This window comes from Acinetobacter apis, assembly GCF_900197575.1.
GTDB lineage: Bacteria > Pseudomonadota > Gammaproteobacteria > Pseudomonadales > Moraxellaceae > Acinetobacter > Acinetobacter apis.
Genome location: NZ_FZLN01000001.1, coordinates 198,642 through 224,875 on the forward strand (window position 1 = coordinate 198,642; position 26,234 = coordinate 224,875).

A 26,234-nucleotide genomic window follows, 5' to 3' on the forward strand; every position below is an offset into this window, starting at 1 on the left:
GTATTTAAAAGGTGTTGGCGTCAGTTTTATAGTGAGATTTAGCACAGGATGCTTAAATTCGATATTAGAATTAAATTTAAAATTAAATGAATATAATGAGGCGTATTATGTCTGGTTGGTATGAAATTTCAAAAGCAAAAGATGGACAGTTTCACTTTGTGTTAAAAGCAGGAAATGGAGAAATTATTTTAACAAGCGAGCTCTATACTGCCAAAGCATCTGCTCAAAATGGAATTGAGTCAGTGCAAACCAATGCTGTAGATGACAGTAAATATGATTTGCTTGAGGCAAAAAATGGCAAGTTTTACTTTAATTTAAAGGCTGTAAACCATCAAATCATTGGTACCAGCCAGATGTATAGCACATCTCAAACACGTGCCAAAGGAATTGAATCAGTCAAAACCAATGGGCCAAGTGCAACAATTAAAGACTTTACGGTTTAAGTTGAAGGGCATGATGGTTTAAACACTGAATAATGTCATCTAAAGACTTCATGCGTTTAATGTCTTGCCAAAGTAATACGGCTTCAGGGTAAGCTTTAGTCATCATCCCAAGCCATTGTTTATAGCGTCCAAGCATTGCAATTTCTGTTTTGCTTGGACCATTAATAAATCGAATTTGTAAGTCTAATAATGCTTGCCAAGACAATAATGCATGGTCACTATTGTTTAAAATGCAATGCGTCAAATCAGGGGTAGTCACTGCACCTCGTCCAATCATTAAATCTTCACAGCCTGATTGTATACGACAGGCTTTAGCATGTTGATTATTCCAAATTTCCCCATTGGCAATAACATTAATATTTACCGCATCTTGTATCGGATAAATTTTTTCCCAGTACGCAGGTGGAGTATAGCCATCTGCTTTGGTACGTGCATGCACAGTTAGCCAGCTTGCACCCGCATCTTCAATGGCATGTGCATTGTCTAAAGTATGGTGTTCATCTAAATAGCCTAAACGCATTTTTGCTGAAACAGGAATATGTCGCGGAACTGCATCACGGACTGCTTTCACAAGGTGATAAATGACATCAGGTTCATCCAGTAAAATAGCACCGCCTTTATGGCGGTTCACGGTTTTTGCAGGGCAGCCAAAATTCAAATCAATTGCAGGTGCACCTAAGGCTACAGCACGGATCGCATTCTCTGCCAACATTGTGGCATCATTGCCTAAAAATTGGACATGGACAGGGGTGCCCGATGCTGTTTGACCGCCATGTTTTAATTCAGGACAATATTGATGATAGACATGATCAGGCAAAATACTGTTTGTCACCCGAATAAACTCAGTAACACACCAATCAAAATGACCCACATGCGTTAAAACATCACGCATGACAGGATCAGTTAAACCTTCCATTGGGGCAAGTATGAGCTTCAAAACAGTTCCTTTTACAACAATAAAAAATGCATGATACAAAGACCATGCGATTGAACATCAAATTAATGAGATTATTTGTGCAGTATAATTTCTAAAATGAATTTACTGCCAATAAAGCCGATGGCTAAAAGAAAGAACCCAGCTAATGTAAAGCGGATGGCTTTTTGACCACGCCATCCAAAGCGAAAATGACCAATGAGCAACGCCCCGTAAACCACCCATGAAATGATACTGAATACTGTTTTATGAGCAAGGTGTTGCTGAATAAAGTTATCAACCATGAAAAAGCCAAAGAGCAGGGCTGCTGTAAGCATGACAAAGCCTGTCATCAGCATATCAAACAGGAGTGACTCCATGACTTGAAATGGTGGCAATAAATTGACCCATAAGCGCTTTTGTTTTTTCTTGAGCTCACGATTTTGTAACCACATCATAATTGCTTGGATGGTTGCCATTAATAAAACAGCATAAGCAGATAAAGACAAAATAATATGGATATCTAAACCAATGGCATGAATGCTAGCAAATTGATTGGGCTGACTGAAAGCAAAACCAAAAATCAAGCCGCTTGCTGCAACAGGAATGCCAAGTAAATTCAGTGCAGACACCGGTCTATAGCTGCTATAGAGCATACCAAGTACCAACATGAGACCTGATGTAAATGACAGTAAATTAAAGACATCATAATTGACACCATTAGCGGTAATCATATCATGACGTAATACAGTACCATGAAGCAGTAAACCAATCGCTAAAATGACAACCATAAACCATTTGTTCGGTTTGCGTTTCGCAACCAAATGCATAAATGAGTACCAAAAGCCTGTGGTATAAGCAACAAGAGCGAGTATTGTATACACCAATGGAAGACTGATCATGTCAAACCTTTGTTAGAATAATGAATATTCATGCTAGACGATATAAATTCTGAGTGAACTCAAGTATCCTATAGCAATTACTGCATAAATTTTCTATTTTGAGAAAGATTTTTTTGCAACAGACCATATGAAGCGGAATTTGCAATGTTTGATACTTTAACAGAAAGACTCTCACAGAGTTTAAAAAATATTACCGGTTCAGGGCAACTGACTGAAGATAATATTAAAGATACCTTGCGCGAAGTGCGTATGGCACTTTTAGAAGCAGATGTTGCTTTACCGGTCACCCGTGAGTTTATTGCCAAAGTCAAAGAGCAGGCATTAGGTCAAGAGGTGATGACACAGCTTTCTCCGGGCCAAGCATTTGTCAAAATTGTACATGACGAATTGACAAAAATGATGGGTGAGGCCAATGAAAGTTTAGATTTGGCCGCTAAACCGCCTGTGGTTGTTTTGCTTGCCGGTTTGCAAGGTGCGGGTAAAACCACCACAGCTGCAAAATTGTCGCGTTATTTAAAAGAGCGTCAAAAGAAAAAAGTCATGACGGTGTCTGCCGACGTGTATCGTCCAGCGGCGATTAAACAGTTAGAAACGGTATCCAAAGAAGTGGGCGCGGAGTTTATTCCATCAGATGCGTCTGAGAGACCTATTGATATTGTGAATCGTGCCATTGAGCAAGCAAAAATTAAATTTGCTGATGTCTTAATTGTCGATACGGCAGGTCGTTTGCATATTGACGACAGTATGATGGATGAGATTAAAGCATTACATGCTGCTGTGAAGCCGACTGAAACGTTATTTGTGGTTGATGCAATGACAGGTCAGGATGCGGCAAATACAGCCAAAGCCTTTAATGATGCGTTACCATTAACAGGTGTGATCTTAACAAAGACTGATGGTGATGCGCGCGGTGGTGCGGCATTGTCTGTCCGTGCAATCACAGGTAAACCGATTAAATTTTTAGGGATGGGTGAAAAGCTTGATGCATTAGAGCCATTCCATCCTGAACGTATTGCGCAGCGTATTCTTGGCATGGGTGACGTTCTTTCTTTAGTTGAAGAAGTAGAACGCAAAATTGATAAAGAAAAAGCCGAAAAAATGGCGAAAAAGCTGCAAAAAGGCGGCACATTCAATTTTGAAGACATGCTGATGCAGTTTGAGCAAATGAATAAAATGGGCGGCATGATGGGCTTTTTAGACAAATTGCCAGGCATGAGCGGTGCAGGATTACAGCAAGCTATTGAGCAAGCAAATCCTGAAAAGCAAGTGAAAAAAATGCAAGCCATTATTCAGTCAATGACGGTGAAAGAGCGCCGTAATCCAGACTTAATGAACCCAAGCCGTAAAAAACGTATTGCGGCAGGTTGTGGTATGGATGTTGCGGAAGTAAACAAACTGATTAAGCAACACAGTCAAATGGCTAAGATGATGAAGAAGTTTGCCAATCCAAGTGGCATTGGTAAAATGATGCGCTCTTTGGGCGGTTTACAAAAACAGTTTGGCGGCGGCGGCGGCGGTCCACTGTTTGGCGACAACAAAACTAAAAAATAAAAAAAGGCGCACTGCGCCTTTTTGTTTTTATACAGTTATAATACAAATAAATATACGAACTTTAACATTTGGCTAAAATGAGGGTGTATGTGAGGGATCTATTACCATCAATCATGTTAGCGTATCCTTTAACTATTTTTTTAATGGGTTTGCTACTTTTTTTGACTTACTTTTTAGTGGGCAAAGCAAAATATTTAATTTATTTAAGCATTTCTTTTTTTGCAGTGAGTTTGGGGATTGCTGTTCAAATATCACAGATTCCAAAAAATGTGCCTTTGAATGTGACATTAAGCGGATTGTGTTTTTTAGTATTTAGTTATTTTATTGCTCAGGGGATTGTTAAACTCGAAAACAAAAAATTAAACCCATGGATGTGTGTCACATTTATTGTGATTTTATTGTCTATTCGCTATTTAAGTACCTTTGCACCCAATATTGAGCTGTTTGACTTTATGCGTGTACTCAGTGTTTATGCAGGTCTAATATTGTTTGTTTCAGTTGCATTATGGAAGGTTAGGCATTTAGTTTGCGGGGGAACATTAGAAAAAATTTGGTATTTTGTGTTGTCGCTTTGGGTTATTTCTCTTTTGGTTCGACTGGCTTATATCTCATATTCACCTGAAATTTTACGTATTTTATTTTTAGAAAATAAAAATCCTTTTTATGTTCATTTTGTTGAACTACAACATACCTTTTATATCTTACTGCTTGTATTTAGTATTTTGACTTTATTGCTTGCAGTCAAACGCTTAATTAAAGACATTAGTCAAAGAAATTTATTTGATACTTTAACCGAGGCATATAATCGGCTTGGTTTACAACATTTCATTGAATTTGAATTACCTAAATTAAAAAGCTTTAGCTTGATTATGCTTGATATAGATTTATTTAAATCTGTAAATAGCCGTTATGGTCACCCTGTGGGTGATGCCGTGATTCGAAAAACTGTGGATTTAATCCATATGAATTTTTCAGGGGTTGAGCATAAAGTGATTCGTATTGGCGGGGAAGAATTCATGATTGTGCTGCCTGATTTAGATCTTGAAGAATTACAAGTTCAATCAGAACATTTACGTGCACGAGTAGAACAACATAATTTTTCTGATGTGGCTCAAGATTTACATATTACTGTAAGTATGGGCATCGGAGAGTATGCTGCGACGCAAAGCTTCCAATATATTTATAAAGAAATAGATCGCAAATTGGCCTTGGCCAAAAAAAATGGTCGTAACCGCGTCGTTTCAAATATTTTTAGTGAACTGTTTTAATCGGTTTGATATTTTAAATAACATTTTAACCCTTCTAGCAATAAGTCTTGCACAACCTTGGGCTGATATAACTGCAAGTGTTCTGCAAAAATTGGCGCGTCCCCTCCTGTTAAAATAAGCTGTTGATGCGGCCTTTGTTGCATAATTTTTTCAATACTACTGACTAATCCCAATAAAATACCATGGTGTACACAGTCAATCGTGTTATGACCTGGGCTGAGCTTTTCAAATGCAGAATTAGGTATTTTAATGCCTTTGGTATTTTGAATCAGGGAGTCACGTTGCAAGTATAAATTTGGAATAATATACCCACCTAAATGCTGCATATTATCAATTAAATCAATGGTCAATGCAGTACCACAACCTACAACACAAAAGGCCTGCTCAGGCTGTGCAGTTGCTAACATTTGTAACCAACGGTCAATCCCCAATTGGGTAATATCATCATAACCACATTGAAAATTGGCATAGGTTTTTTGAACTTTGGCAAAATGAATAGGGCAGTTTAAATTTTGTAATGTCAATGCAATGCGTTTGTTATTACGTTGATCTAAAACTGATGAAATACCAATACAGTCTAATTGCTGTGCTTTTAAGTATTGTAATAAGCCCAACAGCAAGTCAGATGGTGACTGCAAATGCAGTTCAGCAAAATGATCGACGGTGGTTGTACCATCAGTAATCCAATATTTTAAACGGGTATTGCCAATATCAAGCCAAAGATTTCGCATAATGGTATTTATTCTGAAGAGATGAGTCGTAAACGTCCTTGATAAAACGTTTGCTGTTGTTGTTCTTGTGCAATAATGACTGCACCATCATTTTGTATACCTAAAAAGATCCCTTCATGTATGCCTTGAATATGTTCAAATGTGACATATTGATCTTTGAATAAAGCCAATCGATTAAAGCGTGCAGCCAATTGTTGGCTGCCATGATTAAACCATTGCTGTGCTTGATGTAGCGCCTGATAGATTTCAGCAATCAATTCCACGCGGCTTAAGTGAAGTTGAGTCAGTTGTGTCAGCGAGGTTGCAGCTTGGTCGAGTGCATGAAGCTCGGTATGTGGAAAAACGTTAATCCCTACGCCAATCACAGCTTGGTGGAGATGGATCGGCTCAACTAAAATGCCGCCCCATTTACCTTGTTGGCTATATAAATCATTGGGCCATTTAATTTGTAAGTCTAAATGTTCAATACATGGCATATGCATGAGGTTTAGGGCAGCTTCTAATGCCAAACGGCCATCAATGGGTACTTGTGTGTTCACAATACAGCTAAAATAAATATTGCCTTGAGGGGATTTCCATTCACGCTGATGCTGCCCACGCCCAAGCGTTTGGCTTTCACTACACACAAGTGCAGTAGTAATGCCTTGTTGAATCAATGCCTTCACATCATCATTGGTTGAACCTGTAGTTTTTTTCAGGACAATCACATCAGGACAAATGTGCTGCAGCGATAAAATATCTTGTAGCTGTTGGGTTGGATTATTCACGGGCAAGTGGCAATCATCATGAAAGATAAGCGAAGTTAAGCATAGATTGACTTCAATCTGCAATTGTTCTGATACAGATTGCTTTATTTTAGCGTTCAATCAATAAGTATTGATCATTTTATGTGAAATCAGGTGATTAGAAGATATTATTAAAGTGATCTTTAGATTTGAGTACACCACATGGATTTAAGTACCTTACACGTTACACATGATATTCACGATTTGGATTTAGATGTTATTCATGGTTTTTTAGCTTCAGCTTATTGGTCGGTGGATATTCCCAAAGAAACAGTTTGGCAAGCCATTCAACATTCGTTGTGCACAGGGTTGTTTTTAAATGGTCAGCAAATTGGCTTTGCACGCGCTATTACTGACTATGCAACATTTGCTTATATTGCCGATGTTTTTATCTTGGCGCCTTATCGCGGTCAGGGATTGTCTAAACCATTATTGTCAGCATTATTTGATCAACTCGATCGTTTGAATTTAAGACGAGTATTATTAATGACATCAGATGCACAAGGGGTGTATCGTCAGTTTGGTTTTTCAGAGCTTTCACACCCTGACCATGCCATGGAGAAATTCAATCCGACAGTTTATCGACAAATGTAACATTTAGTGACACCATGATGCCTTTAAAATCAATGCGTGCTGAATAATTACTCAGGCAAGTGAATCAACTGACTTTAGCAATTACCAAAAATTATACTGATGTGCTCAATGGAATGTCATTTATGGAAGTTATTATCTTTTTAGCCATTGGTGCAATGGCTGGTTTTACAGCGGGGCTATTTGGCGTAGGTGGCGGGCTAATTATTGTCCCAATTTTATATGTGGTGTTTACCCATATGGGTTATGACAGCCAAGTCATTATGCATTTGGCATTAGGTACATCATTGGCCACGATTATTGTGACTTCCATCAGTTCAACACGAGCACATCATCAACGAGGAGCTGTGCTGTGGCATGTGGTGAAATATATCACGCCGGGTTTGTTATTGGGGTCATTCATTGGTGCTGGAATTGCAGGACAATTGTCAGGTTATATGTTACAGCTGATTATTGGTGTTTTTGCACTTTGGGTGGCATATAGCATGTTTTTTGCCAAAAAAGCTCAAGTTGATGAGGCAAAAGTATTGCCATCACCTGTATATCAAACTGCTGCAGGTGGCGTAATTGGTATTGCTTCAGCAATTTTTGGTATTGGTGGCGGGTCATTAACAGTTCCATTTTTAAATAACCATGGTGTGGTGATGCAAAAAGCCGTTGCAACCTCTGCAGCTTGCGGGCTACCCATTGCCATTGCAGGAGCGATTGGTTTTATGTTTTTTGGCTCACACGAACACACCCATTTAGCAAATAGCATCGGTTATGTGCATATTTATGCTTTTTTAGGGATCAGTAGTATGAGCTTTTTTACTGCCAAGCTTGGGGCTAAGGTTGCACACCAATTGTCTCCTGCGCGATTAAAAAAATGCTTTAGTGTATTGATGGCATTGGTTGGATGTTATTTTATTTATCAAGGTCTGAAATAACAGCATGCTTTAAAAGAAATTCCTCTATCCACTTGGCTATAATGCGTGGCTGTGTAAAGGCAAAATGATGATCTTTTGCAGTGATTACTTTTAATTCTGCATGCGGTAAGTAGCGCTGTAATGCCTGTCCAACGGTCAGTGGGCTAATGGCGTCATCATTGGCCCAAATAAGTAAAACAGGTATATGGATATTTTTGAGCTGATCTTGATAATTGATATCCGTTTCTGTGAACCAATGAGGTACATCAAGGTATGTATTGAGGTAAGCCTCTCGCCAATCTTGAATGTTAAAAGGCGTTAAATCAATTCCACCTGATGTAGCCACTAAAACCAAAGCTTGAACATTGGGTTTTTCAAGTGCAGCCCGGATGGCAAATAAACCACCCATTGACTGTGCAATAATGACACTTGGGCGCTGAATTTGATTGAATACATAATCACTTAAATCAGTAAAACTATTCACATTGGAATGTGCTGGACAGCCTGCAAAAGAAGGATAGTCAATTTGATGCATGATTAAATTAGAAGACTTTAAACGTTGCATAACAGGTTGCCAAAAATCACGCTTACCTGAAGCACCTGCTAAAAAATAAGATGTGGTAAGCATCATATGTTCATCCAATTCATTTGATAAAAGTCATGCTCACTTCAGCTTTTAGGGTCAGTTTGACAATGACAGGTTTAATTTTAACAAAAGTGTAAATAGTTGAAAAAAAGTCAATGAATTATAAGATAAAGTTAAATATTTATATGTGATATATAATATCATGCTAGCGATAAGGAGACTGTTTTGGTTATCATTTTAGATATACCTAAAATAGGATGCTATATAGCTATATTTAGTCCTTTGCTATCATTAATTAGCCTGTTTTTATTTTTCCATTATACCCACGCTGCTTGACTTCTTTGAAGTTCATATTGAGAGTTTATATATTTAATGATCGCTTTAATACACCTATTCATTCACCTGTGTCAGATGATGATTTTTTTCAGCCCATGGATGCAAGCTGGGGGCGTATTATGTATTTTTTATTGGCAAAGGCTAATGACACAGCGATCATTTTCTTGTTTTGACCAATTCGAGACGTTAAAACCATCTTCATGTTCTATTCACAATTTGCACATAAACAACACAGATAAAAAGGTGATGTCAGCGATGATATCTGAGCTGTTTAATCGACTAAATCTATTTTTAGGTTATCTCAATGTAGAAAGAGGTTATAGTTTAGTAAAAGTGCTTTTCCAACAAGCGCAATTTCATTACATTGCCTATTTAAAGTTAGCACAAAACATGCACATTGCGATGGCTAAGGCACAATGTTTGTGCAATGACATTGGAAGATTATTGAAAGTCAAATTAAAACAATCAAAACAATATGACTTAGCTGCGGAGTTTTAAGATGGAAACCAACACAATAATAGGAATTGCGATTGCAATAGCTGTAATTGTTTTTGCTTTATATATTTTATTGAGAAAACCGAACGAATTTGTACCGTCTTTGGATGTGGCGTTGTATGTCAATCCTGAGACCAATCAACCGGTGTTGCCTCGTTTTGTCAGACAACAGCTCAATATTGTAGATCGTGCGCCTGAGCCAACACAGTCTCAACCTGCCACCCCTGCAACAGAGCAAGACAACTTACACGATGCACAACCTGAACAGACTCCCGCAGCCGATGAAAACAGTGCATCAGAATCGGCTTCATCATCTGAGCAAGAAAAAACAGCGCACAATGTGGTTGAGCAAACAACAGATGTGAAAAAAGAACAAGCCGCGAAAGAACCTGTAAAAGCTCAAGCTGAAAAAACCCCTGTGGTGTACCGCTTAAATCCAGATTTAGAAAAAGCAGAAATTAAAGAGTTTTCAGAAGAAAGTTCGATTTTAGATATTCATTTACATGAGCAACAACGTGTGGATGATGAATGTTCATTGGCAAATGCTGAGCATATTATTGGCTTAAATGTCTATCCAAATACTAGACGTGTACTGTCAGGCGATAAAGCATTAAAAATCTTATTAAAATATGGTTTACGCTTTGGTGAGCTTTCTTGTTTTCACCGTTATGAAAATACAGATGAGCCAAGTCCATTGATGTTTTCTGTATTAAGAATGACCGATGAAGGTCCTGTTGGTTTTGATTTAGAATCTTTATCTGCAGAACAAGTCCATGGTTTAGCTTTCTTTTTAGCATTACCACATGCTAATGCCCAGCAAGGCTTTGATATGATGGTGAGTGTAGCAGGCTTAATTGCACGCGATATTGATGGGCAAGTCTTTGATGAAAATAATAACGAACTTACGCCACAACTCAAAGAACATTGGCGTCATCAAGTGATTGATTTTAAATCGCATCGAGATGCAAAATAACAGTTTAATTTTAATATCAAAGGCGGATGATACCCGCCTTTTTATATGGTGATTTTATGGTGGGTCAAGATACAGCTCAAATTGTCAGCCAAATGCGCAAGTTCATTCAACTGTTGGCGCAGCATAATCATGCCTATTATGTGATGGATCAACCAACAATCACTGATCATGAATATGATCAGTTATTTCATCAGTTAAAGGATTTAGAACAACAATATCCTGATTTAATGCAAAGCGACACACCGACCCAAGTGGTGGGGGGGAAAGCTTTGGCTAAATTTACCAATGTGGTGCATGCTGTACCCATGTTGTCTTTGGGCAATGTATTTAATCGAGACGATCTCTACGCTTTTGCACGCCGTGTGGAAGAACGCTTGCCCGGTCAGACTATTCATTATGATGTTGAGCTTAAGTTAGATGGCTTGGCTGTTTCATTGTGGTATGAGCAAGGCACGTTGATTCGTGGTGTGACACGTGGCGATGGTGAGTCAGGTGAAGACATCACCCAAAACATTAAAACTATTCGAAACCTGCCAAAACAACTACATACACAAGATGGCGTGATTCCACAGCTCCTTGAAGTTCGTGGTGAAGTATTAATTCCAAAATCTGGTTTTGAACGCTTAAATGCCTTGCATGAACGCAAAGGGGAAAAACTATTTGCTAACCCGCGAAATGCAGCGGCAGGCAGTTTACGTCAGCTTGATCCTGAAATTGCAGCTTCACGACCACTTGCATTTTATGCTTATAGCGTTGCGCAGTGTGAACCGAACCATGGCTTAGACACCATGCATGCGACATTACAATGGCTAACCACACTAGGCTTTCAAATTGCAGAACGACAATATGTGTGTCATTCCATCGAAGAAGTGCAAGCACGTTATGAAGAAATTCAACAAGAACGGGCTGATTTAGCGGTCGAAATTGATGGCATGGTCATTAAAGTTGATGATTTAAAGCAACAAAAACAATTGGGCTTTTTAAGTCGTGAGCCACGCTTTGCGACAGCGTATAAGTTTCCTGCTGTTGCTGCACTGACCAAGGTCATTCAGATCGATTGGCAAGTCGGACGTACAGGTACATTGACCCCGGTTGCACGTTTAGAGCCTGTATTGGTCGGTGGCGTGACTGTATCGAATGTGACATTACACAATATTGGTGAAATTTATCGTTTAGATATTCGGATAGGTGATACTGTCAGTGTGTACCGCACAGGTGATGTCATTCCAAAAGTTGAACGTGTTTGGCATGATTTACGGGTAGAACCATTAACTCAAGTGACATTACCTGAGCATTGTCCGATATGCGAGTCACCTGTGGTGATGCCTGAGGGTGAAGCATTAGCACGCTGTTCAGGTGGGTTATATTGTTCAGCACAACGTGTAGAAGCAATTCGCCATTTTGTGTCACGTAAAGCAATGGACATTGAGGGCTTAGGTGATCGTTGGGTTGAATCTTTATTGCACTTAGATTTACTCAAAGATGTTTCTGATATTTATCAATTACACCAGCATCAGTCAGCTTTATTACAACTGGATAAAATGGGTGAGAAATCAGTCCAAAACTTATTAGATGCGATTGAAAAAAGTAAAACCATTACCCTTGCACGATTTATTTATGCATTAGGTATTCGTGGTGTGGGCGAAACCACAGCACGCATGCTGGCAAACACATTTCCAAGCATAGAGCATTTAAGACAGGCTGATATTGATGCTTTAAAGAAAACGCCTGATGTAGGTCATATTACAGCAGAATGGATTATCGACTTTTTTCAAGCCAAACATAATATAGAGGTATTAGATAAGTTGCTCGCAGTAGACTTTGTTTGGGAGCAACATACAGTCTCTTCACAACAACCATTAAATGGTGAAAGTTGGGTGCTCACAGGGACGCTGTCGACGTTAACACGGGAACAGGCCACACATATGCTCCAAGCATTGGGTGCGCGAGTCAGTGGAAGCATTTCAAGTAAAACAAAATGTTTGGTGGCTGGTGAAAAAGCAGGCTCTAAACTTGAAAAGGCAAAAAAACTTGAACTGCAGATTTTATCTGAGGACGAGTTTATTGCATTTATGCAAAGCCATGGTCAATCGATTGATGGATAAGGTGTGAAATAAGACGTATTCTTTTTAGTTACAAAAAATAATACGTCTTTTCTGCTTAAAAAATTATCAGCTTTCATTGGTTGGGTGTCATAAGAGATTATTTTTTAATACAAATTATATTGTTGTGAGTGTAAATGCGTATGCTTCTCATTTTAATTATATAAAAATCAGATACTTATGATTTTTAATTTTTGCTTTTTTTGTCAAAAGTGAGCATAATACGCCTTATTCAAATGAGGGAAATATTATGCGCGGCAATCCAGAAGTCATAGATTATCTGAATATGTTGATTGGTGGCGAACTGGCTGCCCGAGATCAATATTTAATTCATTCACGTATGTATGAAGATTGGGGTCTGAACACCATTTATGAGCGTATCAATCATGAAATGGAAGAAGAAGCATCTCATGCAGACGATATTATTCGCCGTGTGTTGTTTTTAGAAGGCACACCGAACATGACACGTGATGACATTGAAGTAGGTCATGATGTGGTTTCATGTTTAAAAGCAGATTTAGCACTTGAATACCATGTTCGTGAAAAGTTAGTCCAAGGCATTCGCTTATGCGAATCAAAAGGGGACTATGTCAGCCGTGACATGCTGCGTCAGCAACTTGAAGATACAGAAGAAGACCATACATATTGGCTAGAAAAGCAAATTCGTTTAATTGGTTTAATTGGTTTGCAAAACTATATCCAATCATTAATGTAATCGTTAGACATAAGAAAGGCTGTGATTTCACAGCCTTTTTTATGTCTTGAGCAATTAGCGATTAATGTCGCGTGCTTTTTCGCCTGTATATAATTGGCGTGGACGACCAATTTTATGTGGAGACGACTGCATTTCTAGCCAATGGCTAATCCAACCCACAGTACGGGCCAATGCAAAGATCACAGTAAACATTGATACAGGTATACCAATTGCTTTTAAGATAATGCCTGAGTAAAAGTCGACATTTGGATATAAATTACGCTTAATGAAGTACTCATCTGATAAAGCAATTTTTTCAAGTTCCATAGCCAATTCAAGCTGAGGATCATTAATGCCTAAAGCTTGTAATACTTCATCGCATGTTTCTTTCATCACTTTTGCACGTGGGTCAAAGTTTTTATAGACACGATGACCAAAGCCCATGAGCTTCACTTCTTTGGTTTTTACTTTTTCCATGAATGGAGCGACATTTTCAATCGAACCAATTTCATCAAGCATTTTCAACACAGCTTCATTGGCGCCACCATGTGCTGGCCCCCAAAGTGCTGCAATGCCTGCGGAAATACAGGCATATGGGTTTGCACCTGTTGAACCTGCTAAACGCACTGTAGATGTTGATGCGTTTTGTTCATGGTCTGCATGTAACGTAAAAATACGATCCATGGCTTTGGCTAAAATCGGATTAACTTGATAGTCACGATCGGCAGGAGTTGCAAACATCATATGCAAGAAATTCTCTGCATAATCTAAATCATTGCGTGGATAAATAAATGGTTGACCCACGGTATATTTATAGCTCCAAGCCGCAAGCGTAGGGACTTTTGCAATTAATCGAATCGCTGTGATTTCACGGTGGTTTACATCATCTAAATCTAAATTATTGTGATAAAACGCAGAGAGTGCCCCAACCACACCGACCATAATAGCCATGGGATGTGCATCACGTCGAAAGCCATTGAAAAAACGGCTAACTTGATCATGGACCATCGTGTGGCTGCGGACCTTATGATCAAAATCTTTCTTTTGTTCTGCTGTTGGCAGTTCGCCATTTAACAGTAAGTAGCAAGTTTCTAAGTAATCAGTTTTTGTTGCCAATTGATCGATTGGATAGCCGCGATGCAATAAGATGCCTGCATTACCATCAATGTAGGTAATTTTTGACTCGCATGAAGCTGTTGCCATAAAACCAGGGTCAAAAGTAAAGTGTCCAGATGCGAGTATATCCTTTACATCGATAACATCTGGACCTAATGTCCCACTGTAAATAGGTAATTCAATGTCTTGCCCATTTAGTTTTAATATGGCTGTTTTGCCAGTTGATTCAGACATTCAAAGATCTCCTGTCCTGGTGAATGTGATCTGATATGTTCTTGCTGCTTTATCTAGCAAATTGGCTGGGTAAAGTTGCACATAGAAAAATAAATGACTGTTTTTAATTATAAACTGTCTATATTGATATGAGATGTCTTTGATTCAGTTGACGGGCTCTAGACGCGGTATGTCAATTAAAAATGGTTATTTCCCTATGCTTGTAAATGTACAGCAAGAGTGGTCTAAAAATACAGTGTTTTCTTTCAAAACTTGACCTAAATTGGACCTTTGAAATTTATTTTTTGCTGTATTTTTGTGCAGCATAGGGATTCAAACATAGAGATTATAAGGTTTTGCATTTAGAAATATTTAGTAAAACATTTTATTCAAGATCAGATCTCTGGAACCGCATGTGTTGCATTTTATGACACAAACCCAACATGAAATTTAAGTGGTAAGCGGCAATCTTGTGTTTAGACGGGGCAGTGCTTGTTCGATCATGGATCATTTAGAAATTGTTTTAATTTTGACCGTCTTTAGGTTTGAAGCAAATTTTTTATTGCACCTATATGTTTGTATTTATTATATAAAATAATATTATTTCTGCTTCGGTATGACCCTGAATGACCAATTTAACTTAAAACTTTGATTGATTTGTTACTATAAAAACGATGGTTACGATAAGTTATTTCGATGGCTTGCGAATTTGAATTTTCCTAGCATACGTTCTATAATCAGTCAACATATCAAAAAAGTTTGGGCAGGACTCGCCCAAGCAAATCATATGCTAGCTTTCCTTTAAATTAATCTAAAAACTCAATGTAAAGAGTTTTCACTTACAGGATGCCCGCTGTGAAAAGCAACAGACCTGTCAATCTGTCCATGGGGCAGGTGTTAGCGGTAAACCTACGCTCACCCGTGGCGATTGCATCAATTTTACACCGCTTGTCTGGTGTAATTGTATTTTTACTTATTCCCGTCTTACTCTGGTTGTTGGATCAATCTCTTTCATCTCCAGAGGGCTTCGCTGATGTGCAAACGCACATTTTCGGAAACATTTTTGTACGCTTAGTGATTTGGGCCTTTGCGGCAGGTTTGATTTACCATTTTGTCATGGGAATTAAACATTTACTTGCAGACCTTGGCTTTAATGAAGAATTAAAAAGCGGCAGAATGGCAGCGATCGTTTCATTTGTTGTGTCTGCGATAGGGATTATTGCAGCATTTATATGGATTGTATTCTAATGAAAAGTGCGACAGGGTTAACTGGATCAGGCTCGCGCGATTGGTATCTCCAACGCATTAGTGCCGTGGTTCTTGCCGTATATACGGTGGTTGTTTTTGGATGGATTATCTTCCATCCTCATTTCGATTATGACGCATGGTTTGGTTTTATGATGACCTTACCTATGAAGATCTTCTCACTCCTTGCTATTTTATCTCTTGCAGCGCATGCATGGATTGGTATGTGGCAAGTCTTTACTGACTATATTACAACACGCCAGATGGGCCCTTCAGCATCAGGTTTACGCTTGGTACTGACAACAGCAGTGATTGTCGCTGTTTTTGTGTTTGTAATCTGGGGTATCCAGATTTTTTGGGCTAACTGATAGGATGATGTCATGGGCGATACACACCCGAAAGAAAATTATTCAAATATCCGCAATTTAACCTTTGATACTGTCATTGTTGGTGGTGGTGGCTCAGGTATGCGTGCAGCATATCAGTTGGCACAAGCTGGTTTAAAAGTGGCTGTACTTACCAAAGTATTCCCAACGCGGTCACATACAGTTGCTGCGCAAGGCGGTATTGGTGCGTCATTAGGTAACATGCAAGAAGACAATTGGCATTATCATTTTTACGATACTGTAAAAGGGTCGGATTGGTTAGGTGACCAAGATGCTATTGAATTTATGTGCCGCGAAGCACCAAAAGTGGTCTATGAGCTTGAACATTTAGGCATGCCATTTGACCGTAACAGTGACGGTACAATTTATCAGCGTCCATTTGGTGGTCATTCAGCCAATTATGGTGAAAAAGCAGTGCCGCGTGCATGTGCAGCAGCCGATCGTACAGGACATGCATTATTACATACCCTGTATCAAAGCAATGTCAAAATGGGTACGCAATTTTTTGTTGAATGGATTGCTTTAGATTTAATTCGTAATGACGCAGGTGATGTACTTGGTGTGACAGCTTACGACCAAGAAACAGGCGATATTGCAGCATTTCAAGCGAAAACAACATTGTTTGCAACAGGTGGTGCAGGGCGTGTTTATCGTGCATCAACCAATGCCTATATTAACACAGGCGATGGTTTAGGCATGGCAGCACGTGCAGGTATTCCATTGCAAGACATGGAGTTTTGGCAATTTCACCCAACTGGCGTAGCAGGGGCAGGTGTACTGTTAACTGAAGGCTGTCGTGGTGAGGGTGCAATTTTAAGAAATAAAGATGGCGAACCATTTATGGAACGCTATGCACCAACATTAAAAGATTTGGCACCGCGTGACTTTGTATCACGTTCAATGGACCAAGAAATTAAAGAAGGCCGTGGTTGTGGTCCAAATGGTGATTATATCTTATTAGATATGACCCATTTAGGTGCAGATACCATCATGAAGCGTTTGCCATCGGTATTTGAAATTGGCAAAAAGTTTGCCAATGTCGATATTACTAAACAAGCCATTCCTGTGGTGCCGACCATTCATTATCAAATGGGCGGAATACCAACCAATATTCATGGCCAAGTGGTTGTTCCTGTGCCACAGTCTGAACAAGATTCAGAATTTGCGGCAGGTTATGAAGTTGAAAAAGATGAATATTCATCGAACAGCACACGTAACTTTACACAACCTGTTAAAGGCTTTTATGCGATTGGTGAGTGTTCATGTGTGTCTGTCCATGGAGCAAACCGTTTAGGGACCAATTCATTACTTGACTTGGTGGTGTTTGGTAAAGCTGCAGGTGAGCATATTATTGACTATGTCACGAAGCACCATGGTGATGAATATGTACCCTTACCAACAGATGCTTTGGCTGAAACACTACAGCGTATTCAAATTTTAGATGATTCAACCACAGGTGAAAATGCACAAGATGTGGCAGATGCCATTCGTGATATCGTGCAAAAGCATGCGGGTGTATTTAGAACGCAAGCGTTGCTTGATGAAGGTGTTAAACAAATTCTTGCCATTGCACCACGAGTTAAAAATATTCATTTAAAAGACAAATCAAAAGTCTTTAATACAGCACGTATTGAAGCGCTTGAAGTTGAAAATTTATATGAAGCGGCAAAAGCAACATTAATCTCTGCAGCTGCACGAAAAGAATGTCGTGGTGCACATACTGTTGTTGATTATGAATTACCTGCCGATCACCCGACCTATTCTTATGGTCGCCGTGATGATGAATGGATGAAGCATACGCTTTGGTACTCTGCGGACAATCGTTTGGAATATAAACCTGTGCGTTATAAACCATTGACTGTCGATCCAATTCAACCTAAGCCACGTACATTCTAATTGGGAGCATATTATGAGTAGAGGAACCCGTACGTTCGAAATCTATCGCTATGATCCCGATCGGGATAAAGCGCCGTACATGCAAACGTTTACTTTGGAGTTAACAGATAAACACCGCATGTTGCTAGATGCATTGTTGGCATTAAAGCTACAAGATGAGTCATTAACATTTAGACGCTCATGCCGTGAAGGAATCTGTGGTTCAGATGGCGTGAATGTGAATGGTAAAAACGGTTTGGCATGTTTATTAAATTTAAATGATTTGCCGAAAAAAATCGTCATTCGTCCGTTGCCAGGTTTACCTGTGATACGTGATTTGGTTGTAGACATGAATCAGTTTTATGACCAATACAACAAAATCGAACCGTTCTTAATTAACCATCAGCCTGCACCGCCAAAAGAGCGTTTGCAGTCACCTGAAGAGCGTGAGCATTTAGATGGTTTGTATGAGTGTATTTTGTGTGCATGTTGCTCAACAGCGTGTCCTTCTTTTTGGTGGAACCCAGATAAATTCTTAGGCCCATCCGCACTCTTGAACTCATATCGTTTTATTATTGACTCAAGAGATACAGCCACAGCCGAGCGTTTAGCACGTCTTGATGATCCTTTTAGTTTGTTTCGCTGTAAAGGAATCATGAACTGTGTTTCTGTATGTCCAAAAGGCTTAAATCCGACCAAAGCCATCGGCCATATAAGAAACATGCTTCTTGACCACGCAGGTTAAAAATAAAAGCGCACATTGATGTGCGCTTTTTATTAAATTATGTGGTTGAAATGTATTTTATAGCCCATTTCTGGTGCAAACGTTATTCAATACCCTTGGCAAGATTATTGCATTGATAGCATGTTAAATGTTACGCAAATAGTGGTCAAAAGTTGAAAAAAGATATGTGGAGATATGATAAGATTTTTATGACTCAAAGCCTGAGTCAGTCCATTAACCTGGATGTGCAGATTCAACAATGAAAAGACAGCCATAAAGCGAATACAAGGATGGAGTCGCTTTAGAAAAGCTAAATTGTGGATTTATTTTTTCTAAGCCGATTTGCAAAAAAATTGCTCAATCTTGATTGAGTATGTGTGTGTATTAATTGAATGAAAGTGGTTTACCACTTGTATGCCATGACAATGTATTTGAAATGGCAGCATCATTAATCACTGTTATCGGGCATAAACTGTTAGATGTATTTACGTTGTTGAAATGGTCGATCATGGGTTGCTGTTACAACAGTAGCCTGTAAATTTGCAATAAGGAAATGGGTCCACAAATGCAAGAAGTTGCTGGCGCACTGCGTCTTGATACTGAACTCTCAGCTGATAGTGCAGCATATATTGAAGAGCTCTATGAGCAGTATCTTACCTCTCCAACCTCTGTCAGTGAAGACTGGCGTGCGTATTTTAATAAATTCCCCAAAGGCGACCAACCACATGGAACGGTGCGTGAACAATTTGTTCTCTTAGGTCGCAACTCAAATCGAGGTCAGGCTGTTGCAACAAGTGCTGTGAGTCCAGCACATGAACATCGCCAAATTGGTATTTTGCAGCTGATTGCAGGTTACCGTAACCGTGGACATCAAAAAGCCAGGCTTGATCCTTTAGGGATTGCTCCGCGTGAAGATGTTCCTGATTTAGAATTAAGCACACATGGCTTAACCAAATCAGATTTAGATACGGTGTTTAATACAGGTAATTTGGCGATTGGCCAAGAAAAAGCCACTTTAGGTGAAATGATTGCAGCAATGGAAGCGACATATTGTCAATCCATTGGTGCAGAATACATGCACATTGTCGACACCACGGAAAAACGTTGGATTCAGCAACGTTTAGAAGGTGCACGTGGACAGTACAACCTATCTAATGAGCAGAAAAAACATTTGCTTGAGCGTCTTACAGCAGCTGAAGGTTTAGAAAAATACCTTGGTAATAAATATGTAGGTGCAAAACGCTTTGGTGTAGAAGGTGCTGAATCTTTTATTCCAATGGTCAATGAATTGATCCAGCGTGCAGGTGCGGTTGGTTGTAAAGAAGTTGTGATTGGGATGCCACACCGTGGTCGACTCAACTTACTTGTGAATATTATGGGTAAAAATCCAGCTGACCTTTTTGGTGAATTCGAAGGTAAATCATCATCGAAAAAAGGTTCAGGCGATGTAAAATACCATCAAGGTTTTTCATCGAATGTTATCACCCCAGGTGGTGAAGTACATTTGGCATTGGCATTCAACCCATCACACCTTGAAATTGTAGGTCCAGTTGTTGAAGGCTCTGTTCGTGCACGCCAAGTTCGTCGTAAAGACATTGGTGGTGATGATGTCTTACCAATTATTGTACATGGTGATGCTGCATTTGCAGGCCAAGGCGTGAACATGGAAACCTTCCAAATGTCACAAACCCGTGGTTATACTGTGGGCGGTACAGTACATATTGTGGTGAATAACCAAGTTGGTTTTACAACATCAAATCCAAAAGATGCACGTTCAACTGAATATTGTACTGATGTGGCAAAAATGGTACAGGCGCCTATTTTCCACGTGAATGGTGATGACCCTGAAGCGGTGGTCTTTATTTCACAGCTTGCACATGATTTTAGACATACATTTAGAAAAGATGTTGTTATTGACTTGTTCTGTTACCGTCGCCGCGGACACAATGAAGCGGATGAGCCATCAGCAACACAGCCGATGATGTATAAAGTCATTTCTCAAAAAGCAACTACGCGTACGCTGTATGCAGACACTTTAGTGCAGCAGAATATTTTAGGGCGTGCAGAAGCTGACCGTTTAATTGAAGAATATCGTGAAGATCTAGAAGCAGGCAAGCATGTTGCTAATGCACTTGTGCTTGAGCCAAACAATAAAATGTTTGTAGATTGGACACCATATTTAGGTCATGAATATACAGACCATTGGGATACTTCATTTTCACTTGAGCGTTTAAAAGAACTTGGCCGTGTGATGCATACCTTGCCTGATGGTTTTCAAATGCAGCGTCAAGTCAGTAAAGTGATTGATGAGCGTTTTAAAATGCAAACGGGTGAAATTCCACTCAATTGGGGTGCTGCTGAAACCTTAGCTTATGCCACGATTTTAGATGATGGCTTTTTAGTCCGAATCAGTGGTGAAGATGTAGGGCGCGGTACATTCTCGCATCGTCATGCCAAATTACATAACCAAGTTGATGGCTCTGAGTATTTACCACTTTGTCATATTCGAGAAAATCAACCTCGCTTTGCACTATGGGACTCACTCCTGTCTGAAGAAGCTGTATTGGCTTATGAATATGGTTATGCCACCACACAGCCCCATGCTTTGGTGGTGTGGGAAGCTCAATTTGGTGATTTCGTTAACTGTGCGCAAGTGGTGATCGATCAGTTTATTGCATCAGGTGAAACCAAGTGGGAGCGTGTGTGTGGCTTAACAATGCTGTTGCCACATGGCTTTGAAGGGCAAGGTCCTGAACACTCATCTGCGCGTTTAGAACGGTTTTTACAGTTGTGTGCCGAAGACAACATGCAAGTCATTACGCCAACAACGCCTGCACAAATTTTCCATGCGCTTCGTCGCCAAGTGATTCGTCCATTACGTAAACCACTCATTGTAATGTCACCAAAATCACTACTTCGTCATAAAGGTGCTGTATCAACCTTAGATGAATTGGCAACGGGACAGTTCCAAACCGTGATTGATGAAGTTGATTCGCTAAATAAATCCGATGTGAAACGCGTTGTGCTGTGTGGCGGTAAGGTGTATTACGATTTATTAGAAAAACGCCGTGCTGAAAAACTTAATGTGGCAATTGTCCGTGTTGAGCAGCTGTATCCGTATCCTGAAAAACGTCTTGCTGATGTATTGGCAACTTATCCGAACCTTACACATTTGGTATGGTGCCAAGAAGAGCCGAAAAACCAAGGCGCATGGCATTTTATTGCACCACAATTGGTCGAAGGGGTCATGAAGTCAGGTCGTTTCATTAAGCTTGAGTTTGCAGGTCGTGCTGCTGCTGCTGCGCCAGCATGTGGTTCACCTTATTTACATGCAAAACAACAAGCTCAATTGGTGATCGACGCACTTGCGATAGAAATTGAATAAAAGGAGAAATAGCATCATGACTACCGAGATTAAGGCACCTGTATTTCCAGAATCTGTCGCAGATGGCACCATTGCAACATGGCATAAACAAGTCGGTGAAGCTGTATCACGTGATGAAGTGATTTGTGATATTGAAACAGACAAAGTTGTGTTAGAAGTGGTTGCGCCTGCAGATGGTCACATTAGTGCCTTTGTAAAAGAAGAAGGCGACACAGTGTTGTCTGATGAAGTGATTGCACATTTTGAAGCAGGCAGTGCACAAGGTACAGAAGACAAAGACAGCCAAGCCAAAACTGATCAACCATCAGCGCAAGCGTCAGAGTCTAAGCAAGCCGTTCAAAACACGTCAGCACAAACCCAAGCGGGTGCAACAGCTGTCGTTGAGCGTGATACACAGCAACAAGCACCAGCTGTGCGTAAAGCGTTAACTGAAAAAGGCATTGCTGCTGAATCTGTAGAAGGCACAGGGCGTGGTGGACGCATCACGAAAGAAGATGTGGTTAATCATCAAGCGCAATCGAATACAGAAACAACCGCTGCCACACCAACGGTACAAATTGATATTCCTGCTTCAGAGCGTGTTGAAAAACGTGTCCCTATGACACGTCTTCGCAAACGTGTTGCAGAGCGATTACTTGCAGCAACACAACAAACAGCGATGTTAACTACATTTAACGAAGTGAACATGAAACCAATCATGGACATTCGTAAACAATATAAAGATATATTTGAAAAGCGTCATGGTGCACGTCTTGGCTTTATGTCTTTCTTTGTTAAAGCTGTAACTGAAGCCTTAAAGCGTTACCCTGCAGTCAATGCTTCAATTGATGGCGATGATATTGTATATCATGGTTATTATGATATTGGGGTTGCAGTTTCATCTGAGCGTGGTTTAGTGGTGCCTGTATTACGTGATACCGACCGTTTAAGCTATGCTGAAGTTGAATCAGGGATTCGTGGATATGCAGAAAAAGCCCGTGATGGCAAGTTGTCAATTGACGATATGAGCGGCGGTACATTTACGATCACCAATGGTGGTACATTTGGTTCATTATTATCGACACCAATTTTGAATCAGCCACAGACAGCAATTCTTGGTATGCATAAAATTCAAGACCGCCCAATGGCAGTTGATGGGAATGTCGTCATTTTACCGATGATGTACCTTGCATTGTCTTATGATCATCGTATGATTGATGGAAAAGAGGCTGTTGGTTTCTTAGTAACAGTCAAAGAGTTGTTAGAAGAGCCGACAAGACTGATTCTTGACCTTTAATTTGGACAAATAGAGTAATAATAATGCTGTAATATCATAGATATTACAGCCTATGGAGAAAAAAATGTCCCAGCAGTTTGATCTGGTTGTAATTGGTGGTGGTCCTGGTGGTTATGAAGCTGCGATACGAGCGGCTCAATTGGGATACAAAGTCGCATGTATTGAAAAGCGTCTTTTAAATGGTAAACCATCGATGGGCGGTACATGCTTAAACGTAGGTTGTATTCCATCAAAAGCATTGCTTGATTCATCGCACAAATACGAAGCAACTCAACATGAACTAGAAGATCATGGTATTACCACAGGTGAGGTGACTTTAGATTTACAAAAGCTTCTTGCGCGTAAAGATAAAGTGGTTCAACAGCTTACAGGTGGTGTTGCTCAATTGCTTAAAGGCAATAATATTGAGTGGTTACAAGGCACAGGTAAATTACTGGCAGGTAAACAAGTTGAATTTGTTCCGCATGAAGGCGAAAAGCAAATTCTTGCGCCAAAATATGTAATCTTGGCATCAGGTTCAGTGCCTGTAAATATTCCTGTTGCGCCAGTAGATCAGGACGTTATTGTCGATTCAACGGGTGCATTAAGTTTTAATGAAGTACCAAAGCGTTTAGGTGTCATTGGTGCAGGTGTGATTGGCTTAGAGCTTGGCTCAGTTTGGCGCCGTTTGGGTTCTGAAGTTGTTGTGTTTGAAGCATTAGATAGCTTCTTACCCATGGCAGACAAAGCATTGTCTAAAGAATTTCATAAAATCTTGAAAAAACAAGGCTTGGAAATTCGTATTGGTGCCAAAGTAGCAGCAACTGAAGTCAATGGACAAGAAGTGACTGTAAAATACACGCAAGATGGCGAAGAAAAAACCCAAGTGTTTGATAAGCTGATTGTTTGTGTTGGTCGTAAAGCTTATGCAGAAGGCTTATTGGCAGAAGATGCTGGCATTAAATTGACTGAGCGCGGTTTAGTTGAAGTCAATGACCAATGTGCAACCTCTGTTGAAGGTGTTTATGCGATTGGTGACTTGGTTCGTGGTCCAATGCTTGCGCATAAAGCCATGGAAGAGGGTGTGATGGCTGTAGAGCGTATTCATGGTCATGCAGCACAAGTGAATTATGACACCATCATCAGTGTGATTTATACACATCCTGAAGCGGCATGGGTAGGTTTAACGGAAGAAGCTGCGAAAGAGCAAGGCTTTGATGTAAAAGCAGGTCAATTCCCATTTGCTGTTAATGGTCGTGCACTTGCAGCTGGTGAAACAGCAGGATTTGTTAAATTTGTTGCAGACAATAAAACAGATCGTTTACTTGGTATGCATGTGGTTGGTCCAAGCGCATCAGATATTGTGCATCAAGGTATGATTGCCCTTGAATTTGTTTCATCTGTTGAAGATTTACAGTTGATGACATTTGGTCACCCAACATTCTCTGAAGTGGTTCATGAAGCTGCATTGTCTGTAGATGGTCGTGCAATTCATGCAGTACAACGTAAGCGTAAATAATATTTGCTGTAAAAAAAGCGACTGATTAAACAGTCGCTTTTTTATGTCATTAAAACTTAAACATACCTAAGCCATTTTTGACTTCATCAAGGGTAGCTTGTGTAATAATTTGGCTTTTCTTGGTGCCTTCTTGCAAAATATCCATGATGTAATCAGGGTCTTTAGATAATTCATTGCGTCGCTCACGAATAGGAGCAATAAGCTCTTTTAACACACCTTCAAGACGCTTTTTGACTGTACCATCGCCCAATCCACCACGACGGTAATGCGCTTTTAATTCTTCAACTTCTTCTTTGTTCGGATCAAATGCATCAAGGTAAGTAAACACCACGTTGCCTTCGACTTGACCTGGGTCTTCAATGCGTAAATGATTCGGATCGGTATACATTGAATTTACTGCTTTTTTAATATCTTTATCTGTTGCATTCAACACAATGGTATTGCCGAGTGACTTTGACATTTTAGCTTTACCGTCAAAACCAATTAAGCGACCTGTACCTGAGAGCAATGCTTTACATTCAGGGAATAAGTCATGACCAATTTGACGATTTAAACGACGCACTAACTCATTGGTTTGCTCAATCATTGGAATTTGGTCTTCACCAACAGGAACAACAGTGGCTTTAAATGCAGTGATATCTGCGGCTTGTGCCACTGGATAACATAAAAAACCTGCTGGAATATCACGTTCAAAACCACGCATTTGAATTTCTGATTTAATGGTTGGATTACGTTCTAAACGCGCCACAGTGACAAAATTTAAATACAACATGGTCAGTTCATTAAGTGCAGATAAATGTGATTGCACACAAATGGTGGTTTTAGTTGGATCAATGCCGACAGCCAAATAATCTGTCGCAACTTCTAGAATATTATGTCTAACTTTTTCAAAATTATCTGCATTGTCAGTCAGCGCCTGAGCATCAGCCAATAAAATATGCTGATGATGAGAGTCTTGTAACCCTACACGTGAACGTAAAGATCCAACAAAGTGGCCTAAGTGTAACTGTCCTGTTGGGCGGTCTCCAGTGAGAATAATTGGGCGCTGATCTTGTACTGTCATGACATGGTCCTAGAAGTTGGATGCTTAAATAAGAATAATCTATTGTACGATATTCCAAAAAAATATGCCTGTGTTCAAGAATAATCAGTGAGTGTCATATCATTCGTGGCCGACATGGATATAATAAACGTAAAATGATCCACAACTGTGGAATGAACAATAAATGAAAAATGGAAAA

The 26,234-nt window shown here is 39.7% G+C and carries 23 protein-coding genes; 16 read left to right on the top strand and 7 right to left on the bottom strand.

Annotated elements, in window-relative coordinates:
• Positions 1-107: 107 nt before the first annotated feature.
• Positions 108-443, top strand: a complete 336-nt coding sequence (locus CFY84_RS00885) for a YegP family protein (protein ID WP_088822270.1) — start codon at positions 108-110, stop codon at positions 441-443.
• Here the strand turns inward: CFY84_RS00885 and CFY84_RS00890 are convergent.
• On the bottom strand, positions 433-1,380 hold the full coding sequence (locus CFY84_RS00890) for a tRNA dihydrouridine synthase (RefSeq protein WP_088823347.1): 948 nt from the start codon (positions 1,378-1,380) through the stop codon (positions 433-435). The genes CFY84_RS00885 and CFY84_RS00890 overlap by 11 nt on opposite strands.
• 71 nt (positions 1,381-1,451) lie before the next feature.
• On the bottom strand, positions 1,452-2,258 hold the full coding sequence (locus CFY84_RS00895) for a cytochrome C assembly family protein (protein ID WP_088822271.1): 807 nt from the start codon (positions 2,256-2,258) through the stop codon (positions 1,452-1,454).
• A 144-nt stretch (positions 2,259-2,402) separates the two neighbouring features.
• Here CFY84_RS00895 and ffh point away from each other — a divergent pair, with 144 nt between their 5' ends.
• Complete coding sequence (ffh, locus tag CFY84_RS00900) at positions 2,403-3,809, top strand: signal recognition particle protein (RefSeq protein WP_088822272.1); 1,407 nt, start codon at positions 2,403-2,405, stop codon at positions 3,807-3,809.
• Between the two features lie 176 nt (positions 3,810-3,985).
• On the top strand, positions 3,986-5,077 hold the full coding sequence (locus CFY84_RS00905) for a GGDEF domain-containing protein (protein ID WP_171289010.1): 1,092 nt from the start codon (positions 3,986-3,988) through the stop codon (positions 5,075-5,077).
• On the opposite strand, the gene CFY84_RS00910 is transcribed toward CFY84_RS00905, so the two are convergent.
• Together CFY84_RS00910 and CFY84_RS00915 are read right to left on the bottom strand one after the other, a co-directional pair.
• Positions 5,074-5,808, bottom strand: coding sequence for a type III pantothenate kinase (locus tag CFY84_RS00910; RefSeq protein ID WP_088822274.1), 735 nt, complete (start codon positions 5,806-5,808; stop codon positions 5,074-5,076). The genes CFY84_RS00905 and CFY84_RS00910 overlap by 4 nt on opposite strands.
• An 8-nt stretch (positions 5,809-5,816) precedes the next feature.
• A complete protein-coding gene (locus CFY84_RS00915; protein WP_088822275.1) occupies positions 5,817-6,575 on the bottom strand; it encodes a biotin--[acetyl-CoA-carboxylase] ligase in 759 nt (252 codons plus the stop codon).
• A 180-nt stretch (positions 6,576-6,755) separates the two neighbouring features.
• Between CFY84_RS00915 and CFY84_RS00920 the strand changes: the two genes are divergently transcribed.
• Together CFY84_RS00920 and CFY84_RS00925 are read left to right on the top strand one after the other, a co-directional pair.
• Positions 6,756-7,187 (top strand): GNAT family N-acetyltransferase, encoded by a 432-nt coding sequence (locus CFY84_RS00920; protein ID WP_088822276.1) that lies wholly within the window; start codon positions 6,756-6,758, stop codon positions 7,185-7,187.
• A gap of 122 nt (positions 7,188-7,309) precedes the next feature.
• On the top strand, positions 7,310-8,110 hold the full coding sequence (locus tag CFY84_RS00925) for a sulfite exporter TauE/SafE family protein (protein ID WP_088823348.1): 801 nt from the start codon (positions 7,310-7,312) through the stop codon (positions 8,108-8,110).
• Here the strand turns inward: CFY84_RS00925 and CFY84_RS00930 are convergent.
• Positions 8,088-8,720: an alpha/beta fold hydrolase gene (locus CFY84_RS00930; RefSeq protein ID WP_228149567.1), complete on the bottom strand. Its 633-nt coding sequence runs from the start codon at positions 8,718-8,720 to the stop codon at positions 8,088-8,090. The genes CFY84_RS00925 and CFY84_RS00930 overlap by 23 nt on opposite strands.
• A gap of 435 nt (positions 8,721-9,155) precedes the next feature.
• Between CFY84_RS00930 and CFY84_RS00935 the strand changes: the two genes are divergently transcribed.
• From CFY84_RS00935 to ftn, 4 genes are all read left to right on the top strand, one after another.
• Positions 9,156-9,509, top strand: coding sequence for a hypothetical protein (locus tag CFY84_RS00935; protein WP_143218747.1), 354 nt, complete (start codon positions 9,156-9,158; stop codon positions 9,507-9,509).
• A 1-nt stretch (position 9,510) separates the two neighbouring features.
• Positions 9,511-10,479 carry a cell division protein ZipA C-terminal FtsZ-binding domain-containing protein gene (locus tag CFY84_RS00940; RefSeq protein ID WP_088822278.1) on the top strand — a complete coding sequence of 323 codons (969 nt, stop codon included), beginning with the start codon at positions 9,511-9,513 and terminating at the stop codon, positions 10,477-10,479.
• Positions 10,480-10,535: 56 nt separating this feature from the next.
• Complete coding sequence (gene ligA, locus CFY84_RS00945; RefSeq protein WP_088822279.1) at positions 10,536-12,584, top strand: NAD-dependent DNA ligase LigA; 2,049 nt, start codon at positions 10,536-10,538, stop codon at positions 12,582-12,584.
• Positions 12,585-12,831: 247 nt separating this feature from the next.
• A complete protein-coding gene (ftn, locus tag CFY84_RS00950; protein WP_088822280.1) occupies positions 12,832-13,296 on the top strand; it encodes a heteropolymeric bacterioferritin subunit Ftn in 465 nt (154 codons plus the stop codon).
• A gap of 54 nt (positions 13,297-13,350) precedes the next feature.
• Here ftn and gltA read toward each other — a convergent pair whose 3' ends face one another.
• The gene (gene gltA / locus CFY84_RS00955) at positions 13,351-14,625 is read right to left on the bottom strand and encodes a citrate synthase (protein WP_088822281.1); all 1,275 of its coding nucleotides are present in this window, start codon (positions 14,623-14,625) and stop codon (positions 13,351-13,353) included.
• Positions 14,626-15,450: 825 nt separating this feature from the next.
• Between gltA and sdhC the strand changes: the two genes are divergently transcribed.
• From sdhC to lpdA, 7 genes are all read left to right on the top strand, one after another.
• Positions 15,451-15,852, top strand: coding sequence for a succinate dehydrogenase, cytochrome b556 subunit (gene sdhC / locus CFY84_RS00960; RefSeq protein ID WP_171289012.1), 402 nt, complete (start codon positions 15,451-15,453; stop codon positions 15,850-15,852).
• Entirely contained in the window at positions 15,852-16,217 is a 366-nt protein-coding gene (gene sdhD, locus CFY84_RS00965) for a succinate dehydrogenase, hydrophobic membrane anchor protein (protein WP_088822282.1), read from the top strand. Before sdhC ends, sdhD begins: the two co-directional genes overlap by 1 nt.
• Positions 16,218-16,229: 12 nt before the next feature.
• Positions 16,230-18,131 carry an FAD-dependent oxidoreductase gene (locus tag CFY84_RS00970; protein ID WP_088822283.1) on the top strand — a complete coding sequence of 634 codons (1,902 nt, stop codon included), beginning with the start codon at positions 16,230-16,232 and terminating at the stop codon, positions 18,129-18,131.
• A gap of 13 nt (positions 18,132-18,144) precedes the next feature.
• Positions 18,145-18,855: a succinate dehydrogenase iron-sulfur subunit gene (locus CFY84_RS00975; protein WP_088822284.1), complete on the top strand. Its 711-nt coding sequence runs from the start codon at positions 18,145-18,147 to the stop codon at positions 18,853-18,855.
• Between the two features lie 544 nt (positions 18,856-19,399).
• Entirely contained in the window at positions 19,400-22,219 is a 2,820-nt protein-coding gene (locus tag CFY84_RS00980) for a 2-oxoglutarate dehydrogenase E1 component (RefSeq protein WP_213062814.1), read from the top strand.
• Between the two features lie 16 nt (positions 22,220-22,235).
• On the top strand, positions 22,236-23,495 hold the full coding sequence (gene odhB / locus CFY84_RS00985; protein WP_088822286.1) for a 2-oxoglutarate dehydrogenase complex dihydrolipoyllysine-residue succinyltransferase: 1,260 nt from the start codon (positions 22,236-22,238) through the stop codon (positions 23,493-23,495).
• Between the two features lie 64 nt (positions 23,496-23,559).
• The gene (gene lpdA / locus CFY84_RS00990; protein ID WP_088822287.1) at positions 23,560-24,993 is read left to right on the top strand and encodes a dihydrolipoyl dehydrogenase; all 1,434 of its coding nucleotides are present in this window, start codon (positions 23,560-23,562) and stop codon (positions 24,991-24,993) included.
• A 49-nt stretch (positions 24,994-25,042) separates the two neighbouring features.
• Here lpdA and trpS read toward each other — a convergent pair whose 3' ends face one another.
• Entirely contained in the window at positions 25,043-26,056 is a 1,014-nt protein-coding gene (gene trpS, locus CFY84_RS00995; protein WP_088822288.1) for a tryptophan--tRNA ligase, read from the bottom strand.
• Positions 26,057-26,234 lie beyond the last annotated feature (178 nt).

Coding starts and splice junctions, on each gene's coding strand:
- CFY84_RS00885 (WP_088822270.1), top strand. CDS start 108: ATGTCTGGTTGGTATGAAATTTCAAAAGCAAAAGATGGACAGTTTCAC.
- CFY84_RS00895 (WP_088822271.1), bottom strand. CDS start 2,258: ATGATCAGTCTTCCATTGGTGTATACAATACTCGCTCTTGTTGCTTAT.
- ffh (WP_088822272.1), top strand. CDS start 2,403: ATGTTTGATACTTTAACAGAAAGACTCTCACAGAGTTTAAAAAATATT.
- CFY84_RS00910 (WP_088822274.1), bottom strand. CDS start 5,808: ATGCGAAATCTTTGGCTTGATATTGGCAATACCCGTTTAAAATATTGG.
- CFY84_RS00920 (WP_088822276.1), top strand. CDS start 6,756: ATGGATTTAAGTACCTTACACGTTACACATGATATTCACGATTTGGAT.
- CFY84_RS00925 (WP_088823348.1), top strand. CDS start 7,310: ATGGAAGTTATTATCTTTTTAGCCATTGGTGCAATGGCTGGTTTTACA.
- CFY84_RS00930 (WP_228149567.1), bottom strand. CDS start 8,720: ATGATGCTTACCACATCTTATTTTTTAGCAGGTGCTTCAGGTAAGCGT.
- CFY84_RS00935 (WP_143218747.1), top strand. CDS start 9,156: ATGACACAGCGATCATTTTCTTGTTTTGACCAATTCGAGACGTTAAAA.
- CFY84_RS00940 (WP_088822278.1), top strand. CDS start 9,511: ATGGAAACCAACACAATAATAGGAATTGCGATTGCAATAGCTGTAATT.
- ligA (WP_088822279.1), top strand. CDS start 10,536: ATGGTGGGTCAAGATACAGCTCAAATTGTCAGCCAAATGCGCAAGTTC.
- ftn (WP_088822280.1), top strand. CDS start 12,832: ATGCGCGGCAATCCAGAAGTCATAGATTATCTGAATATGTTGATTGGT.
- gltA (WP_088822281.1), bottom strand. CDS start 14,625: ATGTCTGAATCAACTGGCAAAACAGCCATATTAAAACTAAATGGGCAA.
- sdhC (WP_171289012.1), top strand. CDS start 15,451: ATGCCCGCTGTGAAAAGCAACAGACCTGTCAATCTGTCCATGGGGCAG.
- sdhD (WP_088822282.1), top strand. CDS start 15,852: ATGAAAAGTGCGACAGGGTTAACTGGATCAGGCTCGCGCGATTGGTAT.
- CFY84_RS00970 (WP_088822283.1), top strand. CDS start 16,230: ATGGGCGATACACACCCGAAAGAAAATTATTCAAATATCCGCAATTTA.
- CFY84_RS00975 (WP_088822284.1), top strand. CDS start 18,145: ATGAGTAGAGGAACCCGTACGTTCGAAATCTATCGCTATGATCCCGAT.
- CFY84_RS00980 (WP_213062814.1), top strand. CDS start 19,400: ATGCAAGAAGTTGCTGGCGCACTGCGTCTTGATACTGAACTCTCAGCT.
- odhB (WP_088822286.1), top strand. CDS start 22,236: ATGACTACCGAGATTAAGGCACCTGTATTTCCAGAATCTGTCGCAGAT.
- lpdA (WP_088822287.1), top strand. CDS start 23,560: ATGTCCCAGCAGTTTGATCTGGTTGTAATTGGTGGTGGTCCTGGTGGT.
- trpS (WP_088822288.1), bottom strand. CDS start 26,056: ATGACAGTACAAGATCAGCGCCCAATTATTCTCACTGGAGACCGCCCA.